The sequence below is a fragment of the Pedobacter sp. GW821-FHT01D05 genome (assembly GCF_059422505.1).
This window is the reverse complement of sequence record NZ_JBWKXA010000001.1, coordinates 1,676,963-1,701,398: the sequence shown is the minus strand read 5'-3', so window position 1 is coordinate 1,701,398 and position 24,436 is coordinate 1,676,963. Positions and strand designations below refer to the sequence as shown.

Below are 24,436 nucleotides of genomic sequence, written 5' to 3'. Positions count from 1 at the left end.
CCAGTTAATCCATCTCTTTTAAAAAAAAAATCTCCAATACGTTTTTGAAAAACAAAAAAATAAATCAAATATTTTTAATCATTCATCATTTTGTTATCGCCATTTCTACAAATCGTATCATTACTGGCATTTAATTAAAATTATTCTTTAATATATGTATTTAGATTATTCTAAATCGTTTTATTTAAAAAGTTAAGTCATATATTTATATTTAAAAACTTAATTAAAAATCTAAACCAAGTATTCCATTTTATGAAATTACAATCATTAACGAACCTCGGTATGCTCGCTGTAATTGGCTTTGCATCTTGTCAATCCGGAACCAAAAAATCTTCATCAGCTAATCGTTTAAAAAGCGACTCATTAGCCGTCGTAAAACTTGTCGCCGATTCTTTTAAAAAGGAAATTGATGGTAAACAAACAACGTTATACACCTTAAAGAATAAGCATAATGCGGAGGCTATTTTTACCAATTATGGTGGTCGCCTGGTGAGTTTATTGGTGCCAAATAAGGATGGTAAGTTAGTGGATGTGGTAGTGGGATTTAAAAGTGTTCATGATTACGAAAAATCAACCGAGCCCTATTTTGGTGCAACTATTGGCCGATATGGAAACCGCATAGCAAAGGGTAAATTTACACTTGAAGGTAAAACCTATTCACTGTTTACCAATAACGGACAGAATACCCTTCATGGTGGAAAAAAAGGCTATCAATATGTAGTTTGGGATGCTACTCAGCCAAGTGCCAATACCTTAGTACTTCATTACTTATCAAAAGATGGCGATGAAAATTTTCCGGGCAATTTAGATGTTAAAGTAACTTATACCTTAACGGATGATAATGAACTGAAAATGGACTACGAGGCTAAAACAGATAAAACCACTATCGTAAACTTAACAAACCATGCGTTCTTTAATTTAAATGGTGATGGAAGCGGTGAGATTTTGAACCACGAGGTACAGATTTATGCAGATGAGTACACGCCCGTTGATTCTACCTTGATCCCGACAGGAAAAATTGAAAAGGTTAAGGGAACGCCGTTTGATTTTACCAAAGCAACTACCATTGGTGCCCGTATAAACGATAAAAACGAGCAGTTAACCTTCGGGAAAGGTTATGATCATAACTACGTGCTAAATAAAACCAAAGCAATGGGCATGTTCCACGCGGCTACGGTTAAAGGAGATAAGTCGGGTATAGTGATGGATATTTATACCCAGGAGCCAGGCTTACAGTTTTATAGCGGAAATTTTATGCAAAGTAAAAATACTTTTAAAACTGGTGCTAAAGATGATTTTAGAACAGCAATTGCATTGGAAACACAACATTTCCCAGATTCACCAAATCAACCCGCTTTTCCATCAACGGTTTTAAAGCCTGGGCAGGTGTATAAAACAAGCTCGATATATAAATTTACCAAATAATCTTTTGTTGGTCGCTGTATCCCAACAATAATAAAATAAAAACGGCCTGTAGAAATGCAGGTCGTTTTTATTTAGAAAAGTTCTTGTAAAACTGGATCTGTATAATCTTCTATAAAAGCAATAATGTTGTTGTAAGCTGCAAATTCTTCTTTAGTATGCATGGTTGTTAGTACAACACATCTCATCCCAGCATTCTGCGCTGCTTCAACACCTTTTGGTGCATCTTCAAAAACGATGCATTGACTGGCTTCAACGCCTAAAATTTCAGCCCCTTTGGTAAAAGTTTCCGGATCGGGTTTACTATTGACCACATCTTCAGCACTTACTATGGCTTTAAAATAGGAACGCACATTTAAATTATCGAGTACAAAATCAATATTGAAGGGAATAGCAGCAGAGCCAATTGCCATTTGAATGCCTGATTGTTTTGCTTTTTCTAAAAAATCGCCTAAACCTGCTATTAATGTTAAATGTTTTTTATAAGCCGCTTGATATCTATGCTCTTTTTCGATTGAAATCTGATCAATCTGTTCCTGAGAGAAATGACCAATACCAAAAACACGTTCTAACAGATCTTGATTTTTACCATACATCTGTTTTTTTACCGCATCGAAGCTAATACTTGCTCCTAAATCTTTTGTAAGTATGTTATGCCAGGCATGATTGTGGAAAGCCATATCGTTAATCATGGTTCCATTAAGATCGAAAAGAAAAGCTTTGGGTTTGTTATCCGTCATGGCGGCAAAATTATCAGATTTTTTTATGATTAAGTTAAATTATTGTGATCAAAGCTAAAATTTAATGAATAAATTATTCCTTAAAGTGGTGCCAAAAACAGATGGCGTGAAAATAAATTTTCCACAACTGTAATTTTTTGGCTGTAGAACTCGTTTTCATATTTGGAAATCCGGTATTCAAGCAATAGCTTGCATCGTTTTAAAACCCAGATAAATATTATGACTGCTGCCCATCATGAAAGTGAGCCTCTTATTAAGTATTTACTTGAGCTGCAGCCATTAAGAAAAGAGATAATTGAGCGGATAAAAACTGAAACATTTAAAATCTCTGTGCATAAGAATGAGATTTTACCTAACCTTAGTGAGATCAGTGGTGAGTGTTTATTTTTTATTGTTAAAGGTTTAGTGCGGGCTTTTGTAATGGATGAAGGAAAAGATATTACCGCCTGGTTAACAGATGAAAATCACCTTGTTGGTAGTATTCGAAATCCGGGAACGCTTATCCCAACTTATCAGGAACAATATCAGGCCCTGGAAGATTCGGAACTGCTCATACTACCATATCGTTTTATTGACGATATGTATATACAATTTCCTGAAACCAACATTTTAGCCAGAAAATTATTGGCCATACTTTACCATATGTCGCAGGAGCGGTCTATTTTGTCGCGAATCCCTTCAGCAGAAATAAGGTACAAACAGTTTAAAATTGGTTATCCTACCATAAAGTCGAGGGTTCCTTTAAAATTTTTGGCCAGCTATCTGGGGATGCGGATCGAAACTTTAAGCAGGATCAGGAAGAAAGAAAAACGGGAAGAAAAGGATTAATCCGTTTTCTTTTTAAAGTAAAAATAGCAAAGCGGGAAAAGGCAGATTAAACCCAATAGAAAACCGCCAACTGTATCGGTAAACCAATGAGCGCCCAGGTAAATTCTCGATGGGGCAATGGTAATCATCAAAAACGCTGATAGATAAGTCACTATATTTCTAGTTAGCTTAGGCATGTCTTTCCGCGTATTCATCAAAATAATTAAGAAGCCAAAAAAAAGGGTATAAGAAAGTACATGCCCACTGGGGTAGCTCTGAAAGCGGTTTACTTCCACCAATCGTACATAAAAGGCAGTAGGGCGAGGACGGTTAATTACATTTTTTATACCCAGGATAATTAATCCAGATAATAAAACTGATGAAATGAATAGACCTTCTCGTTTATATTTCTGCTGATAAAATATGATTGCCACCACTACTACTGAAAGTAATGAATAGGGGAGTTCGCCAAAAAAACTGATGGCCAACATTAATTTATCTAACCAGTCTGCATGGTATTGCTGAATAAACAATGAGGTTTTAATATCAAAATCAAGTATAGGGTGCTGCGCAATGAAAAAACTTAAACAGGTAAATGCAGCAATTAATATAATGAGGATAAAAATTAGCGTATTTCGTTTTAAAATCATAGGTATAGGTGGATCAAAAACCAAAACTATGGATTTTATGCTAATAGATACAAAATTTTCAGCTTTTTAGAAATGGATTTGAGCATCAAAATCTGTGAAAGTCTAAATTTAAAGTATGAGAAAAACTACAAGACCAAAAATATTCATCAAGGAAATAAAACGATTCATCAAGGAAAAACGCCTATCTGTATAATCCGTTATGATATGTTGAAATGATTTTTAATCTTCGAATCAGATAATAAGGATATCTATGCTTACGAGGTTGGCAGGATTAATTTCCTGCCGACTGAAGGAGCACACCACTCGACAATTTACTCACAAATTATACGTTTTGTATTAACGCTCCAACCGAAGCCTCCTCCTTTAAATGAGGAGGTGCTTAGGTTGATCAATATCGTTCCTTCTATCACCAATTTTTTAAACAATTTAGAATTATTAACGGTTTCTTTGGTATGGAGCCTAAGCCATATAAAGATGAGGAGATCAAAGTTCCCCGCTTTGAAGAAAGTGCTGGTTTTTACACTACTGCGCAACGGAGTAAGAACATGTCTAAAATTAGGTCAAAAAATAGCCTGGCCGAATTGAAACTACGTAAGGCGCTTTGGGGCAAACATATAAGGTTCAGAATCCATCCTAAAAATTTTCCTGGCAAACCCGATCTGGTTATCAATAAGTACAGGCTCGCCATATTTGTAGATGGCGATTTTTGGCATGGTTACAAATGGGACGAAAAGAAATCAACTTTAAAAACAAATTCTGGCTTTTGGATCCCGAAGATTGAACGAAATATCCAACGCGACAAACATATTAACGAACAGCTGCATGCTCAAGGTTATACCGTAATGCGGTTTTGGGAACACGAAGTAAAAGAAAATTTAACAGCATGCGTTAATCAGGTTTTACTTTATATCGAGGCGGCTAAAGCGGCAATAATACCGCAGTTTGAGGATTAGACTATTTATTTTACGATAATCTGCTTCGGGTCGGTAACTAAAATCTGTTTTTTACCTTTATAATCAGATATAATTCCGGTAACACAAATTTTATTTCCCATAAACATGCTTGAAGGTTCTGAAGGAAATTTAACAATGTCTTCTTTATTGATGACTACGGTAATCAGCTCTTTTGGATAGGCACCACCTAAATTAATTAATGTTAATTTATCTAATGCCTTTGCACTATATACCGAATCGCAAATGGTTACATTTTTACCAATATATTGAGCAACGTCTTTGGCTAATACCAGCGTTTGGCTCTTTGTATAAAGTGCCGAAGCAGTTAGCAACAACAGAAGAGATAATTTTTTCATGAATGGGATGATTTAAATGAAAATTTAATAAGGCCAAAAGCATTGGTTTATCCTTTCAAAGGTAAGCTGAATTTGGTAGAAATCAATAACTAAGACCAAACAAGCACAAATATTACATGAATTGGATTTTATGTTGACCTAAAAAATTTCTAAATTGTAAGGTAAATATTGCTAGCCAAATATTTTCTTCGCATTTATATGAAAGTAGATTACATTGCGTTATCTGTACCCGTGTTTTTTATTCTGATCGGAATAGAATTGGCCTATAATTTTTATAAAAAACTAAATTATTATCGGCTTAATGATAGTATTGCCAATTTAAGTCAGGGTATAGGGCAACAGCTCACCGGGATATTTATGAAAACCGCATTGTTTTTTGGCTACAAATATATTTTTGAGCACTGGCATTTATTTGAATTACCCAAAACAATATGGGTTTGGATACTGCTATTTATTGGCGTCGATTTTTTCTATTATTGGTTTCATCGGATGAGCCACGAAGTAAATGCTCTATGGGCAGCACATATTGTACACCACCAATCAGAAGAATATAATTTAACCGTGGCTTTACGGCAAAGCTGGTTTCAGGGCTGGTTTAGCTGGGTGTTTTATCTTCCATTGGCATTTGTTGGTTTTGATCCGATTATGTTCTTAACACTAAGTTCTTTCAATACATTGTATCAGTTTTGGATTCATACCAGAGCCATTAAAAGTTTGGGCTTTTTAGAGTATATTTTAAACACACCTTCGCATCATCGGGTACATCATGGCTCTAATCCAAAATATGTCGATAAAAACCACGCTGGTACATTGATTATATGGGACCGCTTTTTTGGTACTTTTCAGAAAGAAGAAGAAGCGGTTTATTATGGCATCACCAAACCCTTAGCCAGCTGGAATCCCGTTTGGGCGAATCTTCATTATTGGGATGATCTGGTTAAAACAGCAAAACAATCACCTAAATTCAGTGATAAAATTAAAGTTTTTCTTAAACCGCCTGGCTGGTTTCCAGTACACCTGGGTGGATTTCAACATGCGCCTGAAATAGATGCAGAAACCTATAAAAAGTATAATCCAGCCTATCAATCAAAGTTAACGGGTTACGTCCTGATTCAGTTTTTAATTGCTTTAACTGCTGGTTCTGCGATATTGTTTTCTTATCAGAAAGTGGAAACCATTGCTTTAGTATCAGGAGCTATTTTTACTATATTCACATTAATTACCTGTGGTGCTTTATTAGAACAAAAGATATGGCAAATTAGGTTCGAATATTTTAGGCTGCTGTTTGGTGTTTTGCTGGTTTTATTTTTGAAATTTCCGATCGGATATCAAGTAATTTTTGTGGCAATCCAGTTAATATCCGTAATTTGGTTTTTTAATTTGCAAAAGGCAAATCCCAACCCTGATGAAGACTAAGCTATTTTCATTTATATTTTTCCTCGTATTTGTAATTCAGCTATATGCCGAATATGCCAATAATATTGAGCTCCGAAATTTCTCTAAGCCATTAATTGTGGTGGTACTTTTAGTATGGCTTTATCTCAGCACAAACTTGAAAGGACGTTTCCATAAGAGAATTTTCATCGGATTAATTTTTGCTTGGGCTGGTGATATTTTGCTGATGTTTCAAAGCGGTAAACCAAGTTTTTTTATTTATGGGTTAATCGCTTTCGTTGCCTGCCATATTTTTTACATCAGGGCATTTACACTTGATCATAGATCGAATCCCAACCACAAAACACCTTATTTTTTGTGGGCTGTGGGCGCATTTGCTATTTTTTGTTCAGGTCTGTTTTTCTACCTGCAGCCAAAACTAGGCGCAATGCAGTTCCCCGTTTTAATGTATGCCATTATTATCACGGTTATGGCTATTATGGCTGTTAACCGGTACGGGAAAGTGAATATTTTCAGCTTTAAACTTATTCTATATGGGGCACTGTTTTTCTTACTGTCAGACAGTGTATTGGCGGTGAATAAATTCGCTCAGCCCATTCCGCAAAGTGGGGCTTTAATTATGGCAAGTTATATGATTGCGCAGTATCTGATTGTTTATGGAACCATTTCTCGTCAGTTAGTGGTTACAAGAACCGAAGTATAACAGATTTACTTAAGCCATTTAATCTTTGAAGTTTTCGAAAAGCAGGTTTCTATGGTAATCGGTTGAAGAAGTCCTGCTAGCGTTCCAATTTTTTTAATGCTGCGCTAAAAAGGTAAGTTACTGGAAATTAAAAAGGATTACCACTTGATCAGGTTTTATAGCACTTTGCACAGTTGAAAACAAGCCAAATATAAAACGGTGTTAGTGCTTGAGCGCTTAAACCCTCCACCTTATCACCCTCTACCTTCCACCTTTCTTTTCCTTGTCTAAAACCGTAAAAGTTTGCACCAGTCGTTCTCCATTTTCGTCAACCAGGGTTAAAGTATGTCTACCAGGCGGAGGACTAATGGCCAGTTGATGAAAGTTAGTAGTAGTGCTAACATATTCATTATCAATATGCCAATGTATTTTAGCGCCTGAATTTCTGTGGGCTGCATTAATTACAATTTTGCCTCTTGTTCCATCTAGTTCTAAGGGGATGTAAACTATTGCATTGTTTTTCGGGTAAATTACTTCCATTACACTGTTACCGCCTGAAAGGTCGCAGCCACTTTTAAAAGGAGGAAGGGATTTATAATCGCTATTCTTTATTTTATAATAATATTCCATAGCTGGTGGTAAAATAAACCAGTTTTTATGTAACATATGGGTTATGCTTTCACATTGGTCGGTAACCCTAAACGTGCCTGTTCTGTCCAAATGAACCAATTTATGGAAAGGACAAACGGCCGTTTTTTCTCCTGCAACCGGCACTAATTCTTCTGTCACATTTGTACAGTATTCTCCAGCCTTATAACCGCTCTGTTTGCATATTTTTATCTTTTTAAGTTTGGTGACTGGTGTTTCGAACCATTTTCCATTAGGCAGTAACCTGAAAATATCAAATAGAACTGGGGCAGCTGCTTCAATCCCTACCAGGCCAGGCCTTCCTTCTCCATCGGCATTGCCCACCCAAACACAAACCACATAATTTGGTGTTAAGCCAACAGCCCAGGCATCGCGAAAACCGAAACTCGTTCCTGTTTTCCAGGCAACTCTTTGCGAAGAAGAAAATTGCTCCCATAAACCTTCATCGCCTGGCCGCATTACCTCTTCCATTGCATTAAAAGTAGCCCAAATAGCGCCGTGATCTAAAAAGGAGGTGCGCTGATAATCTCTTTCATCTTTATTTTTACTATTGAAATAGCTTGCAGGTTTATAATCTTCAGGGTTATACAAACCTTTATAGGTATTGAAATGATTTAGCGTACGCACCATGCCCATGTAGGTGTTGGCCAGATCCCACATCGTAACTTCGCTACCGCCTAAAATTAAAGACAGGCCATAATGATCTGCTGGTTGGTTAAGTGTTCCTATACCCAGTTTTTTTAGTTTATCGTAAAATCGTTCGTATTTATATTGCTGCAACATTTTCACCGCAGGGATGTTTAAAGAGCGGCTCAACGCTTTATCGGCAGCAATGGCACCATCATAGCCCAAATCATAATTTTGTGGTGAATAACCCGCTATTTGAGTTGGGATATCGGGAACTAAAGTGTGCGGCAAAATAAAGCCATCATTCATCATACTCGCATAAAGCAAAGGTTTTAAGGTACTGCCAGGACTTCGTGGCGCTTTAATCATATCCACGTGGCTTTGCAGGTCAGTATTTTCGGGCTGGTAAATATTGCCTACATAACTTACCACTTGACCAGTTTTGGCATTGAGTACCAGCGCCGAAATATTATTAATGTCGTTTGCCCGGTAGCGGTTGTTGTACCGTTTTAATATGGCATTAACTTTTAGTTGGATATTTTCATCCAGCGTAGATGTAATTCTGGTAAAGGGAATTTTAAGGTTCGCCCGTTCTACTTTAAAACGGTTTAACAGATGCGGTGCATTTTGGGGCAGGGGCATAGGCTTGCCCGGAACGGGTTCTAGCTTAGCTAAATTAGCTGTTGCCTGATCGATGTATCTTAACTTAGCCAGCTTATCTAATAAATCGTTTCTTTTTTTAATTAACCGCGTTGAGTTTTTACCAGGATGGACCAAAGAAGGACTATTGGGCAATACTGCTAATGTTGCCATTTCGCCCCATGATAGGGTTTTTGCATTGCGACCGTAATAGCGCCAACTTGCCGCTTCTAAACCCACAACATTACTGCCGAAGGGTGCATTTGCTGCGTATAGTCCAATAATTTCTGCTTTTGAATATTTTGTTTCCAAGCGAATGGCTAAAACCACTTCCAATAATTTCTGCCAAACCGTTCGGTCTTGTTTTCGCGATAATCGGATTACCTGCATGCTTAATGTACTACCGCCACTAACCACACTTTTTGCCTTCCAGTTTTGCCGCATGGCCCTGCTCATGGCTAAAAAATCAATGCCAAAGTGACTATAGAACCGCTTATCCTCGAAAGCAATGATACAATCTTTAAATTTTACAGGAACACTGTCTGCTACTGGGAATCGCCATTGTCCGTCGCTGGCAATGGCTGCGCTTAATAAATTGCCGTTGCTGGCTTCGATTACAAAGGAAGTAGGCGTTTTAAATAATTTTGAGGGCAGCGAAAAAAGAAATGCCAAAAGCAGGACAAAGCAGATGAGATCGGAAATGAGGAAAGCTTTTGGGATTTTATTCATTTAATTTTTAACGCTGGTTTTATCGCCTCGTTAAGACGTTTATTATTTTTTATTTTCGAAGGTCGTAGCACGACACTATAACTAGATACGAGCGCTACAAACAGGATTATGCGCTTTATAAATTTATTTATCAAGCGCCTTATTTAATATGGCTTCAAAAACGGGCTGAAAATGGATTAAAACTTTATCGTTTATAAGTTTGTAGTTTTCTTTATCAAAAACCACATCATCGAATTTTTGATTTTTGTAGCCAGGCTCCAGGAGTACTTTAAAATCATTACTTCCTTTTAAATACCTGATGATCGAAAAATTATAGAACAACATCGGTCGTTTATCATACATGCTCAATGTTGCAATGCCAAAATCGTGATCGAAACCAAAAAACATTCGCATAGGATCTGCTAAGGTGTAGGCATTTTTTGTTCTGATAATTATAATCTGATCCAGGTTATTTTTGATACAGAAATCTTCAGCATAGGCAACCATTTTTTTATATTTATATCGCTGAGAAAAATACTCAAGCTCTTTAAAGTCAAAATTTTCTAATTCCTTATTTTCAACATTTTTTTTATTTAAATAAGTAGTTAAATAAGTTAACAGATTAAAATTTAAGTCGTTTTCGGCAAGTACTTTTGGTTTAAACGCTCCTTTAAGGTAAACATATCCCATCTGGTAGTTACTGTCGGATACAATTGCGGTTTTTTGTGCAATTGAACACAAGGGAATAAAAAAAACAAGAATTGTAAATATAATTTTCATTCGGGCTGATTTCTGTTTTGTATATTCTTCGATTGGTCGTAGCGAGACGCTACGACCAATATTTTGTTTTGCTGTTGCCATGGTTCGTGTCTCCACGAACCACTTATGTGTTTATAAAAATTCTAATCTTAAATCACTTAGAAACGAATAATTAGTTTTGTTCTTTTCGTAAAAGGAAGCTGATGAGTACAAATAATCTTCTGGTTCTGTTGCTAATTGCCAATGCTCCGTACAGGGGTTATTATGCAAATAATCCAGTTTTTGATATGCAACTTCTGGAGTATATAAATGTATTGCTAAAGGATCTCTTTGCCAAAATTCATAATTTTTATTAATGGAATTTGTATGATAATTGCTGAGCTCATTTGGACTTAATAGTTTTTTGAACTCATGTGCTGAGTATTTTAAAAATGAGCCTTGTGCTGTTTCTTTCCCATTTAATTAATTGATTCTCCATATGGTATGAATATGATTAGGCATAATTACAAACGCGAAAACATCAATCTTGTTTAATCTACTCAGGTATTCAAATGAATTCAATATAATATCCTTAAATTCATTTCTATACAATAATTTTTGCCATTTGTTTATCGTTGCTGTCCAAGAGTAAATTTGTCTGATTTCAATGTAATTCTTTCTTCTGGCTTCAAATAATTTATCCATTGTCATTAAATTTCGGTTTATGGAGATACAAATGTGGACTGGCTGTATTTTTTCAAGTTTCGGTTCGTGGAGACACGAACCGAGGCTTTGAAATAAACTTTATGCCATGGTTCGTGTCTCCACGAACCATTAGCAATTTACACCAATCCCTTACTTCACAACCTGCACCCATTTGCCAGCTTCAGTTGCCGAAATATCATTATTGTACATCGCTTCGCATTGAACGGCCGATAAGTAATATTTACCCAGATAAGATGCGTTAAGCAACACCTTATAAACTAAACTTTCGCCTTCCCTAACATTAAAATAGGTGAAAACACGGTCATCTCTGATATCCTGATAAGTAAAAGGAGATGAGGCTAAAATGCTCTGATTATCGTTAACGCGGGTATTGATGATTTCCCAACCTGAAGGGAAAATCTGTGTGAGCGCCATTTGTTCATAATATCCCATTCTGCCAGGATTTTTTACGGTTACCTCTGCATAAAAATCTGTTCCCTGTTTTAAGGTAGTCGGATCCAAAACTTTGCCGTTTAAACGTTTATAAGTCACGTTCATATCTAATACCTCTGGTCGGTTTGGTAAGAAATTGTTCTGACCAGCAATTGGCTGTCCTTCTAAAACCAAACGGACAAATAATACATTATTGCCGTTATTGGTAACAGAAGCCGTATTTCCTTTAAAGGTTACAGGCGTACTGCTGATGTATTGATTCGAACTTACCGGTGCCGATTTTCCGTCTAGTACATACTGATATTGCAATTTATTAGCGGATTGGTTTGAACCACAGAATTTTGCAATAGCCAACAAACTATAAGCGGTTGTTTGTGTGCTATACCAGGTATTTTCGCCAAGTTTAGCAGCTAAAGGTTGTAGTAAACTTGCAGCTTTTGCTTTCTGCCCGAGTAGGGTAAGGGTTTCTAAAATCATGGCTTCATCGCGTACATCAGAGCCATAAGTTCCACCCAATTGTTTGTAAGCCTGAATGGATGTATCTAAACCTCTGATCATATTTTGAGCAACATCATTTTGTCCGGCCAGTTTATAAGCAGCTGCCAATCGCCATTTTGCAGCTATTGATAAATATTCAAAAGCTTTTAAACGGTTCATTGCTGCCATTTCAGGTTTTTTAGCTAATGCAAGCATGTACAAACGATAGGCCTGAGACAAATCGCCTCCATAAAAATTATTACTGTTTGGCGCCCAGTTTGCTGCTTTTGATTTTTGGTAACGCAATAGCTCATCTAAAAGACCAACAGGAAGGGTGTAACCTGCATTTTGTGCTTCAACCAGGAAGTGTCCTGCATAATTGCTTCCCCATTCATCAGAAGTACCTTCGCCAGGCCAGTACGACAAACCGCCCTCTGTAGTTTGGAACCCTTTCAGCCTGTTTATACCGGCTTTAATGTTTTTCTCTGTGGTGGCTTTTTGTTGTTCATTCAACGGACTCAATCTATCCAAAAAGAGTTGAGGAAATATACCCGAAGTAGTTTGCTCAATACAGCCATGCGGATATTGGATAAGGTAACTCAATCTTTTACCAAGGTTAATCGCAGGGATAGAGGAGACTTCTAGTGAACCGGAGTTTGTACCCGTCATACCAATTGGCAAATAGTTTACAGCCCATTTGGTATGCGGCTGAACCGTTGCAGACACTACATTGGTTACATATGGGTTTGGATTTCTAATATCCATTTCCACATCGTAAACTGTTTTTTCAGCCCCACTTTGTGCAATCACTTTTACTTTGGCAATACCTACTGTATTCGGTGCTTTCACTTCAAAATAGGTCATTTGCTCGCCTGTTTGTTTGTAGTAAAGCTGCTGTTTGTTATTGCCTTGAACAATTAAATTATTTGCCTGAAGTTGTACTGATACATTTTTAAGGTTGTTCTCTGTAGCAAAAACGGTTACCGGTAAGGTAAAACTTTCTCCCGGACCGATAACCCTTGGCAAAGTAGCCAAAACCATTAGCGGCTTTTTAACCTGAACTGACTTTTCGGTAAAACCATATGCAGCATCCTGTCCGGCAACTACCATAGCCCTTACCGCACCAATATATTGAGGTAATTTAAATTTGTGTGTTTTACTTTCGCCTTTGCCAATGGTAAATGGCCCCATAAATTTAACCACCGCTTTAAAACGGTTGGCTTTTGCTGGATTTAAGTTCTTGTTGACGCTACCATCACCACCAATGCTTAAAATGCGTTCTAAATTTCCTCCCCACGCACCAAGCACATAGTCGAATAAATCCCACGTTTTTACGCCTAAACCTTCGCGGGCATAAAATGCACCATGTGGATCAGGTGTTTTAAAGCGTGTTAAGTCGAGTAATCCTTCATCTACTAGGGCAATGGTATAAGTCATTGCTTTACCGTTCTGCTCAGCAACAGTGATGGTGTTTTCGGTCTCAGGCTTGATTTTATCCAACATTTTTATGGTTGGTTTCAGGATGGTTTGCGGATCTTCAACCGAAAGCGGAATAGCCCCATACATTCTAATTGGTAAATCGTTAACCGTTTGTGCATGCGGTTGTAATAAAGTAATATTGGCAAAAACATTAGGTGCCATTTCTTTCTCTGCCTTAAATTTAAATTGCGTTTGTCCGGCTTTGGTATCTACCCAGAAGGTTTTTAATACACGGCTTCCATTCTCAATAGAAATTAATGCCCTTCCATTTTTACCTGTTGGGATGGTTAAGGTAATATCTTCTCCAACGGTAAATTTTTCCTTATTAGCAGTGAAAGATAACATAGATGCCTCAGTTGGATTGCTGCCCTGTTCGCGCTGCGCCCAGCCCGGCCAATCTACATAAACAGATTTACCGGTAACGTGCCCACCATTTACATCGCGTACTAAAATCAAATAGCGGCCCCATTCTGGTTCATCAACGCGTAAATTCCAGCTTCCTTTTCCGTTGAACAAGTTTACCTGATGGCTTTCTACCAGTTTATTATACTGATTTTGGGTAAAGTTGGCATAGGTATATTGATCATCCTGTTCCCACCACCAACGCCATTGTGTTTTATATAATTCTACCTGAACGGTTTTGGTTCCGCTTAACAGTTTTCCATCGGTATTTACATTTACTATTTCGATTTTATGCGCTTTACCAGTAACCAGCATGCCACTCAAACGGTCGCCTTTTTCTGGTCGGATACCCAAATAACTGCTATATACATGATAAGGAATGCTAAAATTATCAATACTGAAATTACCTCCTGGTTCGAAAACTTTGGTTGTAAAGTTTGCTCTTAACACGCCGGGAGCGGTATTATTCTCATTAAGGTTAGTGTTAATCTGAGCTGTACCGTTCTGGTTTAAAGTGCCTTCGAAAATGGTTTTAACCTGCGATTCGAAGTTAACTGTTGGGTTATCGAAACTAAAACCCTCAAAACCCTTAAATTTGGTTTCTGTAGTGTTTAAGTTTACATCAACCTTCGCTTTTAAGTTTTGGGCAACGGCACCGAATAGCCATTTGGCCGATAGGGTAGCGGCTGATGTTCCCGCGCTTAAATATGTTCTATTGCCAACATTGAAATCAATTTTCAAACGGTTTGGCATTACAGTTTCGATTTTTAGGGTTTTGGTAAATGTAGCACCACCTGCTTTAACTTTCGCCATCCAGTTACCGGTAGGTGCTGTACTTTCAGTAGCGGTTTTAAAGGTGTAGAATCCATTTAAAGGTTTGCTATTGATTAATCTTTTATAAAGCTGACCTTTCGGGTTATAGAATTCCATGGTTACGGGATAATTGGCGGGCAATTTTTTTAGTTTGTCTTCCAGCACGAAAGAAACAAATAAACTGTCGCCTGGCCGCCAAACGCCGCGTTCGCCGTAAATAAAGCCTTTTAAGCCACTTTGAACTACATCGCCGCCCACATCGAAGCGGCTTAACGGAAGCGAGCTTCCATCGTCTAATTTAAGATAGCCGCGTTCTGAACCATTTTTGGCGATTAATAAGAAAGGCTGACGTTTCAGGTCAAAACTTGCAAAACCGTCGCCATCAGTTTTAGTCGTGAATATGATCTGTTTTTGGTAATCCATCAACTCCAGGTTTACACCACTTAATGGTTTTGCCGTCAATAAATCTGTTGCAACAATGAGCATACTGTTGTCGTTACCACGTTTGGCCACCAAGCCAATGTTCGAAGCAATTAGGTTTCTGCTGGCCCAGCGCTGGTTGGTATAAAAAGATGGTGTACATGGATTGTCTTTATCATTCCACCTGTAATTTGGCGGGTAATAATTATTATAGCGCTGCCAAAAGTCATCATCTTCATCAATTTTTTCACCATAACCTTCGTAATCTCTATATTCGGCTTCTTCGTCACTACCGTCAGCTTTTTCTTCCCCGGTTTTACAATTGTAGGCATTGTACTCCTGTCGGAAAGCAATAGTAACCCTATACATGGCACCGGGTTCAGTACGGATCATCTTGTCAAGATCGAGGGTGAAACGGTTCTTTTTATGGAGGTTAAGTGCTTTATCTTCATCTAATCGCACCGTTTTTTGCAGAATGGGTTTCGCTACCCTACGCAATTCGTTGCCATCTTTATAGCTGTTAGTTTGAAAAAACTGCGGGATGTTGTTTTCGTAAATTTTGATCACCGTAACATCAACAGCCTTTAAATTAATCGCTTCGAAAGGTAGAACCAGCTTTCCGGCGTTAGGTAAGATTGTACCTGCACCCGCAATGGTAACTGATGGTAATTTATCCTCGAAAACTAGATTGGCTACTTTACCGTTTGGAAGTGTTTTCGCATTGATGTTTTCTACTCCTGCATTTACACTTAAAGTATAATTGCCTTTAAGTTCTTCGGCAGCATAAACTTTAACCTGACTGGCGTCAATGGTATACCTTAAGTCGCTCAGGTTACCGAGCGTAATCATACCGGTTAAATCCTGTCCTACGCCAATCGGTTCAGAAAACTGTACCAATGCATAATCTTCTTCACCCTGGATGGCCTTCATGTCCAGGATTTCGAATTTATTTATCGCCGGAACACGTATTTCAACTTCTCCTTTTTGTTCTGCATCAATGGCATCGCCATCCCAGTCTATTTTTAAATTTTGGTCGTTTCCAGTCTTTTTTATGCTGTCGATGGTAAATTTAGAGGTGTTTTTTGCCGGATCGTGTTGCCATTTAATCTTTAACTTTTGGTCAAAATCTAAAGAAATTGTTTTCTCTATTTTACTGGTTTCTTCCACATCGGCAGTAGCCACTTCGCCGGTTAATTTCATGTAATCCATCGCAGTATTGTTCTGCGAAACCAACCCGTTTTGAGAAAGCATCATGCCTGGAGTAATGACTTTAAATTCAAAGTCGAAATCTTCAAGGCCTTTTTCTGTAGCAGAAACCTCCGAAAGTTTGAATGTTGCTTCGTAGTTTTTACCTGGTTTAAGGTTTTCATCAGGTCTAAATTCAACCGTTTGTGGATCTATCCAATAGGTTTTGCCCGAGATAGAAGGGGAGAAGTCGAAAAGTTCGCGTGAATCTGCTTTGCCCAGATCCTGCATGCCTGTTGCCGCATTGGCCAGGTGAACCCTGATAAAACTCTTTTTTGAAATGGTTCCTGAAGTATAGGCCTCGATATATTTTGCATAAGCCTGATTTTCTTCATGATTTTTTTTCTTTCTATTGAAATAGATAAATACGATTGCTGCTATAGATACAGCAAGTAGTCCGATGAAGATAAATTTCTTTTTAGAGGAAGATTGGTAGGTAGATGGTTGTTCCATGTTTGAAATTCGTTAAGATAAATGGAAATATAATGGTGCGGTAAAAGCAATAGATGTGCCGCAATTTATCCTTTGCAGCCGAAACCCTATATTTCATCCGAAAATTAACTAAAATTCACGTTAAAATAAATTATGTTGAAAATTAACGCTTAGGGTTTGTTCCTTTGCGTGGTTTTGGATAAGTTTACAACATTAACCCCAATACAACCAGATATGATAAAGAAACTCTTGATTTTTTCGAGCCTGTTAATTTCGACCAGTTTTTGTTTTGCTCAAAAAACACAAGTAGAAGATGCTGTAAGCAAATTAACCAAACTGATGGTTACACCAGATAGTTTGGCACTTGATAAAATTATTTTGAATAACCTGAGCTATGGGCATTCGAGTGGAAAGATTCAAACCAAGCAGGAATTTATGCACTCGTTACTTTCTGGAGAATCTGATTTTGTGGATATTAATTTAACTGATCAGACTGTTGTAGTTCAAAATAAAACAGCTTTGGTTCGTCATACACTAAATGCCAAAACAAATGATAAAAATGTGCCAGGAAATGTGAAATTGTATATTCTTTTAATCTGGAGCAAAGAAAAATCAGGATGGAAATTAATTGGCAGACAAGCGGTTAAAGTATTATAAATATTTTTTTTACAATTTCGGAATTTGATTCCGAAATTGTAAATTTATAATATGATTGAAAGAATTGCTAAAAAAGAATTACTTTAAGTAACCAATTTAAATCAATAGCTGTAATTGGTCCAAGGCAATCTGGCAAAACTACCTTAACCAGAAATGTTTTTCCAGAGAAACCCTATGTTTCTTTAGAAAACCCGGATACGCGCTTATACGCTGAAGATGATCCACGTGGGTTTTTGAGTCAATTTCCTGATGGCGCTATCTTAGATGAAGCGCAGAGAACCCCTAAACTCTTTTCTTATATACAACAAATTCTGGATGAATCGACATCTAAAGGGAAATTCATTATTACAGGATCTAATAATTTTTTACTTCAGGAAAGCATCGTACAAAGCTTAGCGGGTAGGGTGGCTTATATTAAACTTTTACCGCTTTCTATCTCAGAATTAAAATCAGCAAACATGTTTAATGAAAATGTTAACGGTTTTATTCTAAAGGGCGGATATCCACCTATTTATGATCAAAATATCCCACCCAACAAATGGCATCAAAACTATATAAATACATATTTGGAAAAAGATGTGAGACAGATAAAGAATATTACCAATTTGTCATTGTTCGAAAGATTTTTAAGATTATGTGCGGGTAGGATTGGACAATTATTAAACATGAATAGTTTAGGGATTGAAGTTGGTGTAGATAGTAAAACAATAGCTTCGTGGATTGGGGTTCTTGAAAGTAGTTTCGTGATACATTTACTGAAACCTCATCATCAAAATTTTAATAAACGCATAGTTAAAATGCCGAAATTATATTTTTATGATACTGGATTGGCAACCGCCTTACTAGGGATACAGAATGAACTACAATTAGATACTCACCCAAGTAGGGGAAGTCTCTTTGAAAATATGGTTATTATAGAAATGCTGAAGTCAAGATTTAATTTGGGACTAACCGATAATCTATATTTTTGGAGGGATAATGTAGGCAATGAGATTGATGTTTTAATTGATGAAGCAGGTACGCTTTACCCAATAGAAATTAAAGCTGGTAAAACGATAAATACCGATTACTTTAAGGGAATTAATTTTTGGAATAAATTAACATCTGGAACAGGGGGAACAATAATATATGCAGGAATTGAATCGCAGATGAGAAGTACTAATATTAATATCTATCCCTGGAACAGTATGGGCTGGGAATAACAGTAGCCTTATATCGCGGGTTTAGGACTCTCAACTAATGACTCATGACTACTTTATCATCACTCCAGGTCTGTTTACCAATGGGATTTTGATTAGATTGGAATCTATGATACTTTCTGGTAAGAAAATAAATTTCTTATCGTAAATGGTGCTGCCAATGTAATAGCTTAGCCAATATTCGTTGGTTAAGCCGAAAACTTCAGGATCTATGGCTTCCACTCCTGTAAAAGAATTTGCCTCCAAATCGCCTACAAAATGCCTTAAAACAGAAGTTTTTACCTGCTTTCCGTCTTTTTCACCATAACCTTTAGAGCTGATTAGAACATTGGTTATCGGTTCGTTTTTTAAATTAACGAGATAAACCGTCCAGCTTTTTACTTCAGGTGTTTCGCCCATCAATACAACGGCCATTGCGATATCTTCAACTGTATTTTCTGGTAAATCTGCTTTCATAACCATTATTTGTCGTCATGCTGAACTTGTTTTACTAGTAGAAATAGTGTTTTCAATTGCCTTGTAGCTACTTCGTGGTCAGCATCTTTCGCAAACAGAGACCCTGAAACAAGTTCAGGGTGACGTGCTGTTAACTATTTTTTCTTCGCTACAGCCTTTTTAGCTGGGGCTTTTTTCTTTGCCGGTGCTTTTTTCTTCGTTTCGAAAGCATTGGGCACCTGCTCTACAATCATTTTCTTAACCACTTCCAGATCAATATCAACCAATTCTTCCGGTGTATATTTTTGCTTTGTAGACTCGTTATTTCTCAATTTAAGCATCAATTTACCAAAACGGATAAACGGACCCCAACGGCCATTTTCGATAGAAATTTTTTCAGCATCCCAGGTTTTAATATATCTGTTGGCCTCTTTTTCTACTTTTTTGCCGATTAAGGTATTAATATCTTCTTGTGTTAAATTGTCGAAATCGTATCCTTTTGCAGGAATATTGATAAATAGGTCGTTCCATTTAATAAACGGACCAAAGCGGCCTTTTCCTTTTGTTACGCCTAAACCTTCATAATAAGCAATAGGTGCATCATCGTCCATTTTCTGGCGGATAATTTCAACTGCTCTTTCGTATGTTACCGATAAAGGTTCCTCGTTTTTAGGAAGGGAAATAAAACTTTCGCCCCATTTAACGTACGGGCCAAAACGGCCAACTCCGATCATTACTTCTTTCCCTTCAAAATCAGGTAGTTGGAAAGGAAGTTTAAATAGCTCCAGCGCATCCTCTAAAGTAATGGTTGCAACAGATTGTGTGCGCATTAAGCTGGCGTAACGAGGTTTTTCCTCTTCATCAAGCTCACCAATTTGAACCAATGGTCCGAATTTACCAACCTTGGTATATACATTTTTACCAGTAGCAGGATCTAAGCCCAACAAGCGCTCACCAGTGGCACGTTCTGCCGTTTCAAGCGTTGTTTCTACTTCGGTATGAAATGGATTATAGAATGAGTGCAGCATTTTAGTCCACTCTTGTAAACCCTGCGCAATTTCATCAAATTCTTTCTCCACCTTTGCTGTGAAGTTAAAATCGACAATGCCTTTGAAATGTTCTACCAAGAAATCGTTTACTACCTCACCAATATCGGTAGGGAAGAGTTTTGATTTCTCCGCACCGGTAATTTCTGATTTTATTTCTTTTTTTACTTGTCCATCAGCTAAAATGATAGAAGTAAACTTACGTTGTTTGCCATCTCTATCTTCTTTAACCACATAACCACGGTTTTGTACTGTAGAAATGGTTGGTGCGTAAGTAGATGGACGGCCAATGCCCAGTTCTTCTAGCTTTTTAACCAAACTGGCCTCTGTATATCTTGCAGGCGGACGCGAATAACGCTCGGTTGCCTGCATTTCTTTTAAAAATAGTTCCTGCCCCTTGCTTAAAGGAGGTAAAATTGCGCCACCTTCTTTTTCTTCGTTTTCTTCATCATCAGTAGATTCCAGATAAACTTTTAAGAAACCATCAAATTTTAATACCTCACCTTCAGCAACTAAATGTTCTTTTCGGGTTGAAGCCGTAATTTGAGCGGTTGTTTTTTCGAATAATGCTTCGCTCATTTGTGAAGCAATTGAACGTTTCCAGATTAAATCGTACAAACGTTTTTCCGAAATATCACCGTCTACACTATGCCTGTCGAAATAAGTAGGGCGGATGGCTTCGTGCGCTTCCTGGGCGCCGGCAGATTTTGTTTTATAAACGCGATGTTGATGGTATTTATCGCCATACGCAGATTTAATCTCAGCAGCAGCGGCATTTAATGCCGTTTCTGATAAGTTTACAGAGTCTGTTCTCATGTAGGTAATCTTACCTGCTTCGTAAAGTCTTTGTGCAACCTGCATGGTTCTGGCTACCGAAAATCCTAATTTTCTCGAAGCTTCCTGTTGTAAAGTTGAAGTGGTAAATGGGGCAGCAGGATTACGTTTTGCCGGCCTGGTCTCTAAACTGGTAATGTCGAATTTGGCATCTACACAATCCTGAAGAAATTTTTCAGCATCAGCCTCGTTTTCGAAACGTTGTGGCAATTCTGCCTTTACAATTTCTCTTCCTTTGCCGGTAGAGAATTGAGCAGTAATTTTATAGGCAGCGGCTGCATTAAAGTTTAAAACTTCTCTTTCTCTATCAACAATTAAACGTACAGCAACTGATTGTACACGACCAGCAGATAATGATGGTTTTACCTTTTTCCATAATACAGGAGAAAGTTCGAAACCTACTAAACGATCTAATACACGGCGTGCCTGTTGCGCATTTACCAGATTATAATCAATTCCCCGCGGACTATCGATTGCTTTTAAGATTGCTGGTTTGGTAATTTCATGAAAAACAATGCGTTTTGTTTTCTCCACTTTTAGGCCTAAAGTTTCGAATAAGTGCCACGAAATAGCTTCTCCCTCACGGTCTTCATCGGATGCCAGCCATACCATTTCGGCTTCCTTAGCTAGTTTTTTTAACTCGGCGACAATGTTTTTTTTGTCGGCGGGTACTTCGTATGTCTGCGCAAAATTATTTTTGATATCAATGGCCATATCACCTTTAACTAAATCGCGGATGTGGCCGTAGCTAGATTTTACAAGAAAATCTTTGCCTAGGTAGCCTTCTATAGTTTTAGCTTTTGCGGGTGACTCGACGATTAATAAATTTTTGGCCATGAAATACGTTTTTGTGCAAATAAAGCTATAATTAAAGCATAAATCCAAACCTGAGGAGAATTTAATACAATTTTTTTATTAATTGCAAAGGAAATATGTTGGTTTATAGGTTGATTTTAATGTGGTTTTAATCTTTTTTTGAAAAGCAATATTAGTAATTGTAGGTAAGGCTTAGTCCCGCCCTTTACTACAAATCCTCAACCTCGTTCCTCGGTCTGCAGGTTTTTCGCTTCGGTCGGGTTTAGGTGGCCTGTGTAGTACTGCTATTTAGGTTTTAATGGAGTTGTGCCAAGCTGAAGGTATAAAATGGCTTCACGCTTTGTTAATTAAACCAGATAGAGCGGAATAGCCCGGAGCGTAGCGAGGACTATAAGCGATAGCGGGGCTGTAACCGCTAAGAACCACTGCCTTCAATTTCCTAATCAAAAAAACTTTTCATCTGAGCGATGAAATCCTGCTTTCATTTTCAAACTCAAAACCTTAAGTGCTTTAATTATCCATATCCCATAATTTACAACAACGTTACGTTAACACAACCTATTTGTGCCTATATTCGTATATAAAAATAAAACAACGATGATCAGCACAATTTTAATCCTATTAAACTTATTGGTATCTCCACCAAAAAATGTTTACGATTTCAGCTTTAAAACCATTGATGGTAAAGAAATTAAACTATCGAAATTTAAAGGCAAAAAAATCTTAATTGTTAACACAGCTTCTAAATGTGGTTTTACCCCACAGTATGAAGATTTGGAAAAACTTCAAAAGCAATACGGCAAAAAGGTAGTATTAATTGGTTTCCCTGCGGGTAACTTTGGCGGACAGGAATTTTCTACCAATGCAGAGATTAAAGAATTTTGTACTGGGAAGTATAATGTTTCGTTTTTGCTTGCTGAGAAAAGCAGTGTAAAAGGTGATGATATCAGCCCATTGTTTAAGTACTTAACTTCTCAAACCAATACAGAAGAGCAAGGTGATATTAAATGGAACTTTGAGAAATTTTTAATCAATGAAAAAGGAGAATTGGTACACCGTTTCCGTTCTAAAACAAAACCTACTGACGAAGCGATTGTAAAGAACCTATAAAAAGCGGGAAGGCGGAAGGTTTAAGGTAGAAGGTTTTTCTTCCAGCCCTTAAGCCTGCCGCCTTTTACCTTATCAGTTTTTCTCCAAAACAGTTTTCCAAACTAAGGCACTGAGCGCAGCACCAATAATGGGTGCTACAATAAAGAGCCAAACCTGGCTTAAAGCTTCTCCGCCAACCAAAAGTGCAGGACCGATATTTCTTGCCGGATTTACTGATACACCCGTTACCGGAATACCAACAATATGAATTAGTGTTAAACTTAAGCCAATTGCAAGTCCTGCAAAGCCGCCGTTGATATTTTTAGTAGAGGTTGAGCCAAAAATAACCAGTAAGAAAATAAAGGTGAGTACAATTTCGGCAATAAAGCCAGCATGTAGGCTATAATGCTGTGGAGATAGTGCTGCAAAACCATTTTGCCCTAATCCATTTGTTGTCAAAGAATATTCTGGCTTTCCTGAGGCAATTTGCAGTAAAATAGGCAAGAGAAAGGGGCTTAAATCCATAAGCCCCAATAAACCAAACAAACTATTTATGAAGTTTATATAAAACCCATATTAGAATAAAATGTTTGTATGAAAAATAAAATTATTTACAATTTTTGCGGGTAATTATGGTTTTGTCCATTCAATCGCTATTTTTTGCTCAAAATAAGCCCTACTGTAACTAAATTGATATAAAAAGGCAAAGTGTTTTTGGTTTTAGGGGTTTAAAACAGGTTAAGCTGTTCTGGCTGGTATAGGCTAGGGTCAAAATTGTAAGCTTCGGGTGTGTTTTCATTATTGCTAACGTAATACAGCGCTGTTTCCTCATATCTTGAAGCTACTTTAACGAAAGTATTGCCAGCAACATTTTTAAAAAGATTTTCAACCAGCTCTGGGTCGTTATTATCTTTTGATAAGTGGCTCAATAATAAGTGACTCATGTACGGAGCTTTATGGTTCCTGAAGAGCTCCAGGGCCTGTGTGTTACTTAAGTGACCGTGACCGCTTGTAATCCTCCGCTTCAAAAAATAAGGGTATCGGCCATTTTCCAGCATCGCCGTATCGTAGTTAGCTTCTAAGAAAGCGGCATGGCAGTTTTTGAAATGGGCGATTAAACGATCGCATACCGAGCCTATATCTGTAAAAACACCCACTCTTACCTCGTTACATTCAACAGTAAAACTATAAGGATCAGCCGCATCATGAAATTTAGAAAAGGCAGAAATCTTTAAATCGCCAATCTGAATGTGCTGTAAATGGCTTAATGAAAAGATATTGTTTGTATCCAAAACCAACCGACTGCTTTTTAGGGTAGCGGTGCTAATGTAAACCGGGAGTTTGTGTTTTTTAGCAAACACGGCTAGCCCCTTAATGTGGTCGCTATGCTCGTGTGAGATAAAAATGGCTTTTAGTTTACTAATTGATAAACCTAAACGGTTCATCCTTATTTCGACCTCTTTACAGGTGAGGCCTACATCAACCAAAATAGCTTCATTATCGTTACCTACATAGTAACAATTGCCATTACTGCCCGAATTGATTGATGTAAAATATAGTGCCATTTTC

General features: G+C 37.5%; 18 protein-coding genes. 8 read left to right on the top strand and 10 right to left on the bottom strand.

Features of this window, described 5'->3' with window-relative positions:
• Positions 1-252 precede the first annotated feature (252 nt).
• Positions 253-1,425 carry an aldose epimerase family protein gene (locus tag AC07VK_RS06935; protein WP_492959263.1) on the top strand — a complete coding sequence of 391 codons (1,173 nt, stop codon included), beginning with the start codon at positions 253-255 and terminating at the stop codon, positions 1,423-1,425.
• Positions 1,426-1,496: 71 nt separating this feature from the next.
• Here the strand turns inward: AC07VK_RS06935 and AC07VK_RS06930 are convergent, their stop codons facing one another.
• On the bottom strand, positions 1,497-2,162 hold the full coding sequence (locus AC07VK_RS06930; protein WP_492952113.1) for an HAD family hydrolase: 666 nt from the start codon (positions 2,160-2,162) through the stop codon (positions 1,497-1,499).
• A 219-nt stretch (positions 2,163-2,381) separates the two neighbouring features.
• Here AC07VK_RS06930 and AC07VK_RS06925 point away from each other — a divergent pair, with 219 nt between their 5' ends.
• Positions 2,382-2,990 carry a Crp/Fnr family transcriptional regulator gene (locus tag AC07VK_RS06925; protein WP_492959262.1) on the top strand — a complete coding sequence of 203 codons (609 nt, stop codon included), beginning with the start codon at positions 2,382-2,384 and terminating at the stop codon, positions 2,988-2,990.
• Here the strand turns inward: AC07VK_RS06925 and AC07VK_RS06920 are convergent.
• Positions 2,987-3,619, bottom strand: coding sequence for a phosphatase PAP2 family protein (locus AC07VK_RS06920; protein WP_492959260.1), 633 nt, complete (start codon positions 3,617-3,619; stop codon positions 2,987-2,989). The genes AC07VK_RS06925 and AC07VK_RS06920 overlap by 4 nt on opposite strands.
• A 452-nt stretch (positions 3,620-4,071) precedes the next feature.
• Here AC07VK_RS06920 and AC07VK_RS06915 point away from each other — a divergent pair, with 452 nt between their 5' ends.
• Positions 4,072-4,572 (top strand): very short patch repair endonuclease, encoded by a 501-nt coding sequence (locus AC07VK_RS06915; protein ID WP_492959258.1) that lies wholly within the window; start codon positions 4,072-4,074, stop codon positions 4,570-4,572.
• Positions 4,573-4,577: 5 nt separating this feature from the next.
• On the opposite strand, the gene AC07VK_RS06910 is transcribed toward AC07VK_RS06915, so the two are convergent.
• Positions 4,578-4,928, bottom strand: coding sequence for a hypothetical protein (locus AC07VK_RS06910; protein ID WP_492952117.1), 351 nt, complete (start codon positions 4,926-4,928; stop codon positions 4,578-4,580).
• Between the two features lie 198 nt (positions 4,929-5,126).
• Here AC07VK_RS06910 and AC07VK_RS06905 point away from each other — a divergent pair, with 198 nt between their 5' ends.
• Positions 5,127-6,344, top strand: coding sequence for a sterol desaturase family protein (locus tag AC07VK_RS06905; protein ID WP_492959256.1), 1,218 nt, complete (start codon positions 5,127-5,129; stop codon positions 6,342-6,344).
• Positions 6,334-7,026, top strand: coding sequence for a lysoplasmalogenase (locus AC07VK_RS06900; protein WP_492952119.1), 693 nt, complete (start codon positions 6,334-6,336; stop codon positions 7,024-7,026). The genes AC07VK_RS06905 and AC07VK_RS06900 overlap by 11 nt, the downstream gene beginning before the upstream one ends.
• A 240-nt stretch (positions 7,027-7,266) precedes the next feature.
• Here the strand turns inward: AC07VK_RS06900 and pbpC are convergent, their stop codons facing one another.
• From pbpC to AC07VK_RS06885, 3 genes are all read right to left on the bottom strand, one after another.
• A complete protein-coding gene (gene pbpC / locus AC07VK_RS06895; protein ID WP_492959254.1) occupies positions 7,267-9,648 on the bottom strand; it encodes a penicillin-binding protein 1C in 2,382 nt (793 codons plus the stop codon).
• A gap of 123 nt (positions 9,649-9,771) precedes the next feature.
• Complete coding sequence (locus AC07VK_RS06890) at positions 9,772-10,407, bottom strand: hypothetical protein (protein WP_492959252.1); 636 nt, start codon at positions 10,405-10,407, stop codon at positions 9,772-9,774.
• A gap of 813 nt (positions 10,408-11,220) precedes the next feature.
• Complete coding sequence (locus AC07VK_RS06885; protein WP_492959250.1) at positions 11,221-16,812, bottom strand: alpha-2-macroglobulin family protein; 5,592 nt, start codon at positions 16,810-16,812, stop codon at positions 11,221-11,223.
• 213 nt (positions 16,813-17,025) lie between these two features.
• On the opposite strand from AC07VK_RS06885, the gene AC07VK_RS06880 reads away from it, so the two are divergent.
• Positions 17,026-17,448, top strand: a complete 423-nt coding sequence (locus AC07VK_RS06880) for a nuclear transport factor 2 family protein (protein ID WP_492959248.1) — start codon at positions 17,026-17,028, stop codon at positions 17,446-17,448.
• A gap of 77 nt (positions 17,449-17,525) precedes the next feature.
• On the top strand, positions 17,526-18,650 hold the full coding sequence (locus tag AC07VK_RS06875; RefSeq protein ID WP_492959851.1) for an ATP-binding protein: 1,125 nt from the start codon (positions 17,526-17,528) through the stop codon (positions 18,648-18,650).
• Positions 18,651-18,698: 48 nt separating this feature from the next.
• Here the strand turns inward: AC07VK_RS06875 and AC07VK_RS06870 are convergent, their stop codons facing one another.
• Together AC07VK_RS06870 and topA are read right to left on the bottom strand one after the other, a co-directional pair.
• Entirely contained in the window at positions 18,699-19,103 is a 405-nt protein-coding gene (locus AC07VK_RS06870) for a hypothetical protein (protein WP_492952125.1), read from the bottom strand.
• Positions 19,104-19,237: 134 nt separating this feature from the next.
• Complete coding sequence (gene topA, locus AC07VK_RS06865; protein ID WP_492959246.1) at positions 19,238-21,799, bottom strand: type I DNA topoisomerase; 2,562 nt, start codon at positions 21,797-21,799, stop codon at positions 19,238-19,240.
• Between the two features lie 576 nt (positions 21,800-22,375).
• Here topA and AC07VK_RS06860 point away from each other — a divergent pair.
• Complete coding sequence (locus AC07VK_RS06860) at positions 22,376-22,888, top strand: glutathione peroxidase (RefSeq protein WP_057934336.1); 513 nt, start codon at positions 22,376-22,378, stop codon at positions 22,886-22,888.
• Positions 22,889-22,960: 72 nt separating this feature from the next.
• On the opposite strand, the gene AC07VK_RS06855 is transcribed toward AC07VK_RS06860, so the two are convergent.
• Both AC07VK_RS06855 and AC07VK_RS06850 read right to left on the bottom strand, forming a co-directional pair.
• Positions 22,961-23,392, bottom strand: coding sequence for an aquaporin (locus AC07VK_RS06855; RefSeq protein WP_492959244.1), 432 nt, complete (start codon positions 23,390-23,392; stop codon positions 22,961-22,963).
• Positions 23,393-23,595: 203 nt separating this feature from the next.
• Complete coding sequence (locus tag AC07VK_RS06850; protein ID WP_492959242.1) at positions 23,596-24,432, bottom strand: MBL fold metallo-hydrolase; 837 nt, start codon at positions 24,430-24,432, stop codon at positions 23,596-23,598.
• Positions 24,433-24,436 lie beyond the last annotated feature (4 nt).

Coding starts and splice junctions, on each gene's coding strand:
- AC07VK_RS06920 (WP_492959260.1), bottom strand. CDS start 3,619: ATGATTTTAAAACGAAATACGCTAATTTTTATCCTCATTATATTAATT.
- AC07VK_RS06890 (WP_492959252.1), bottom strand. CDS start 10,407: ATGAAAATTATATTTACAATTCTTGTTTTTTTTATTCCCTTGTGTTCA.
- AC07VK_RS06915 (WP_492959258.1), top strand. CDS start 4,072: ATGGAGCCTAAGCCATATAAAGATGAGGAGATCAAAGTTCCCCGCTTT.
- topA (WP_492959246.1), bottom strand. CDS start 21,799: ATGGCCAAAAATTTATTAATCGTCGAGTCACCCGCAAAAGCTAAAACT.
- AC07VK_RS06935 (WP_492959263.1), top strand. CDS start 253: ATGAAATTACAATCATTAACGAACCTCGGTATGCTCGCTGTAATTGGC.
- AC07VK_RS06880 (WP_492959248.1), top strand. CDS start 17,026: ATGATAAAGAAACTCTTGATTTTTTCGAGCCTGTTAATTTCGACCAGT.
- AC07VK_RS06900 (WP_492952119.1), top strand. CDS start 6,334: ATGAAGACTAAGCTATTTTCATTTATATTTTTCCTCGTATTTGTAATT.
- AC07VK_RS06850 (WP_492959242.1), bottom strand. CDS start 24,432: ATGGCACTATATTTTACATCAATCAATTCGGGCAGTAATGGCAATTGT.
- AC07VK_RS06855 (WP_492959244.1), bottom strand. CDS start 23,392: ATGGATTTAAGCCCCTTTCTCTTGCCTATTTTACTGCAAATTGCCTCA.
- AC07VK_RS06885 (WP_492959250.1), bottom strand. CDS start 16,812: ATGGAACAACCATCTACCTACCAATCTTCCTCTAAAAAGAAATTTATC.
- AC07VK_RS06870 (WP_492952125.1), bottom strand. CDS start 19,103: ATGAAAGCAGATTTACCAGAAAATACAGTTGAAGATATCGCAATGGCC.
- AC07VK_RS06925 (WP_492959262.1), top strand. CDS start 2,382: ATGACTGCTGCCCATCATGAAAGTGAGCCTCTTATTAAGTATTTACTT.
- AC07VK_RS06930 (WP_492952113.1), bottom strand. CDS start 2,162: ATGACGGATAACAAACCCAAAGCTTTTCTTTTCGATCTTAATGGAACC.
- pbpC (WP_492959254.1), bottom strand. CDS start 9,648: ATGAATAAAATCCCAAAAGCTTTCCTCATTTCCGATCTCATCTGCTTT.
- AC07VK_RS06860 (WP_057934336.1), top strand. CDS start 22,376: ATGATCAGCACAATTTTAATCCTATTAAACTTATTGGTATCTCCACCA.
- AC07VK_RS06910 (WP_492952117.1), bottom strand. CDS start 4,928: ATGAAAAAATTATCTCTTCTGTTGTTGCTAACTGCTTCGGCACTTTAT.
- AC07VK_RS06905 (WP_492959256.1), top strand. CDS start 5,127: ATGAAAGTAGATTACATTGCGTTATCTGTACCCGTGTTTTTTATTCTG.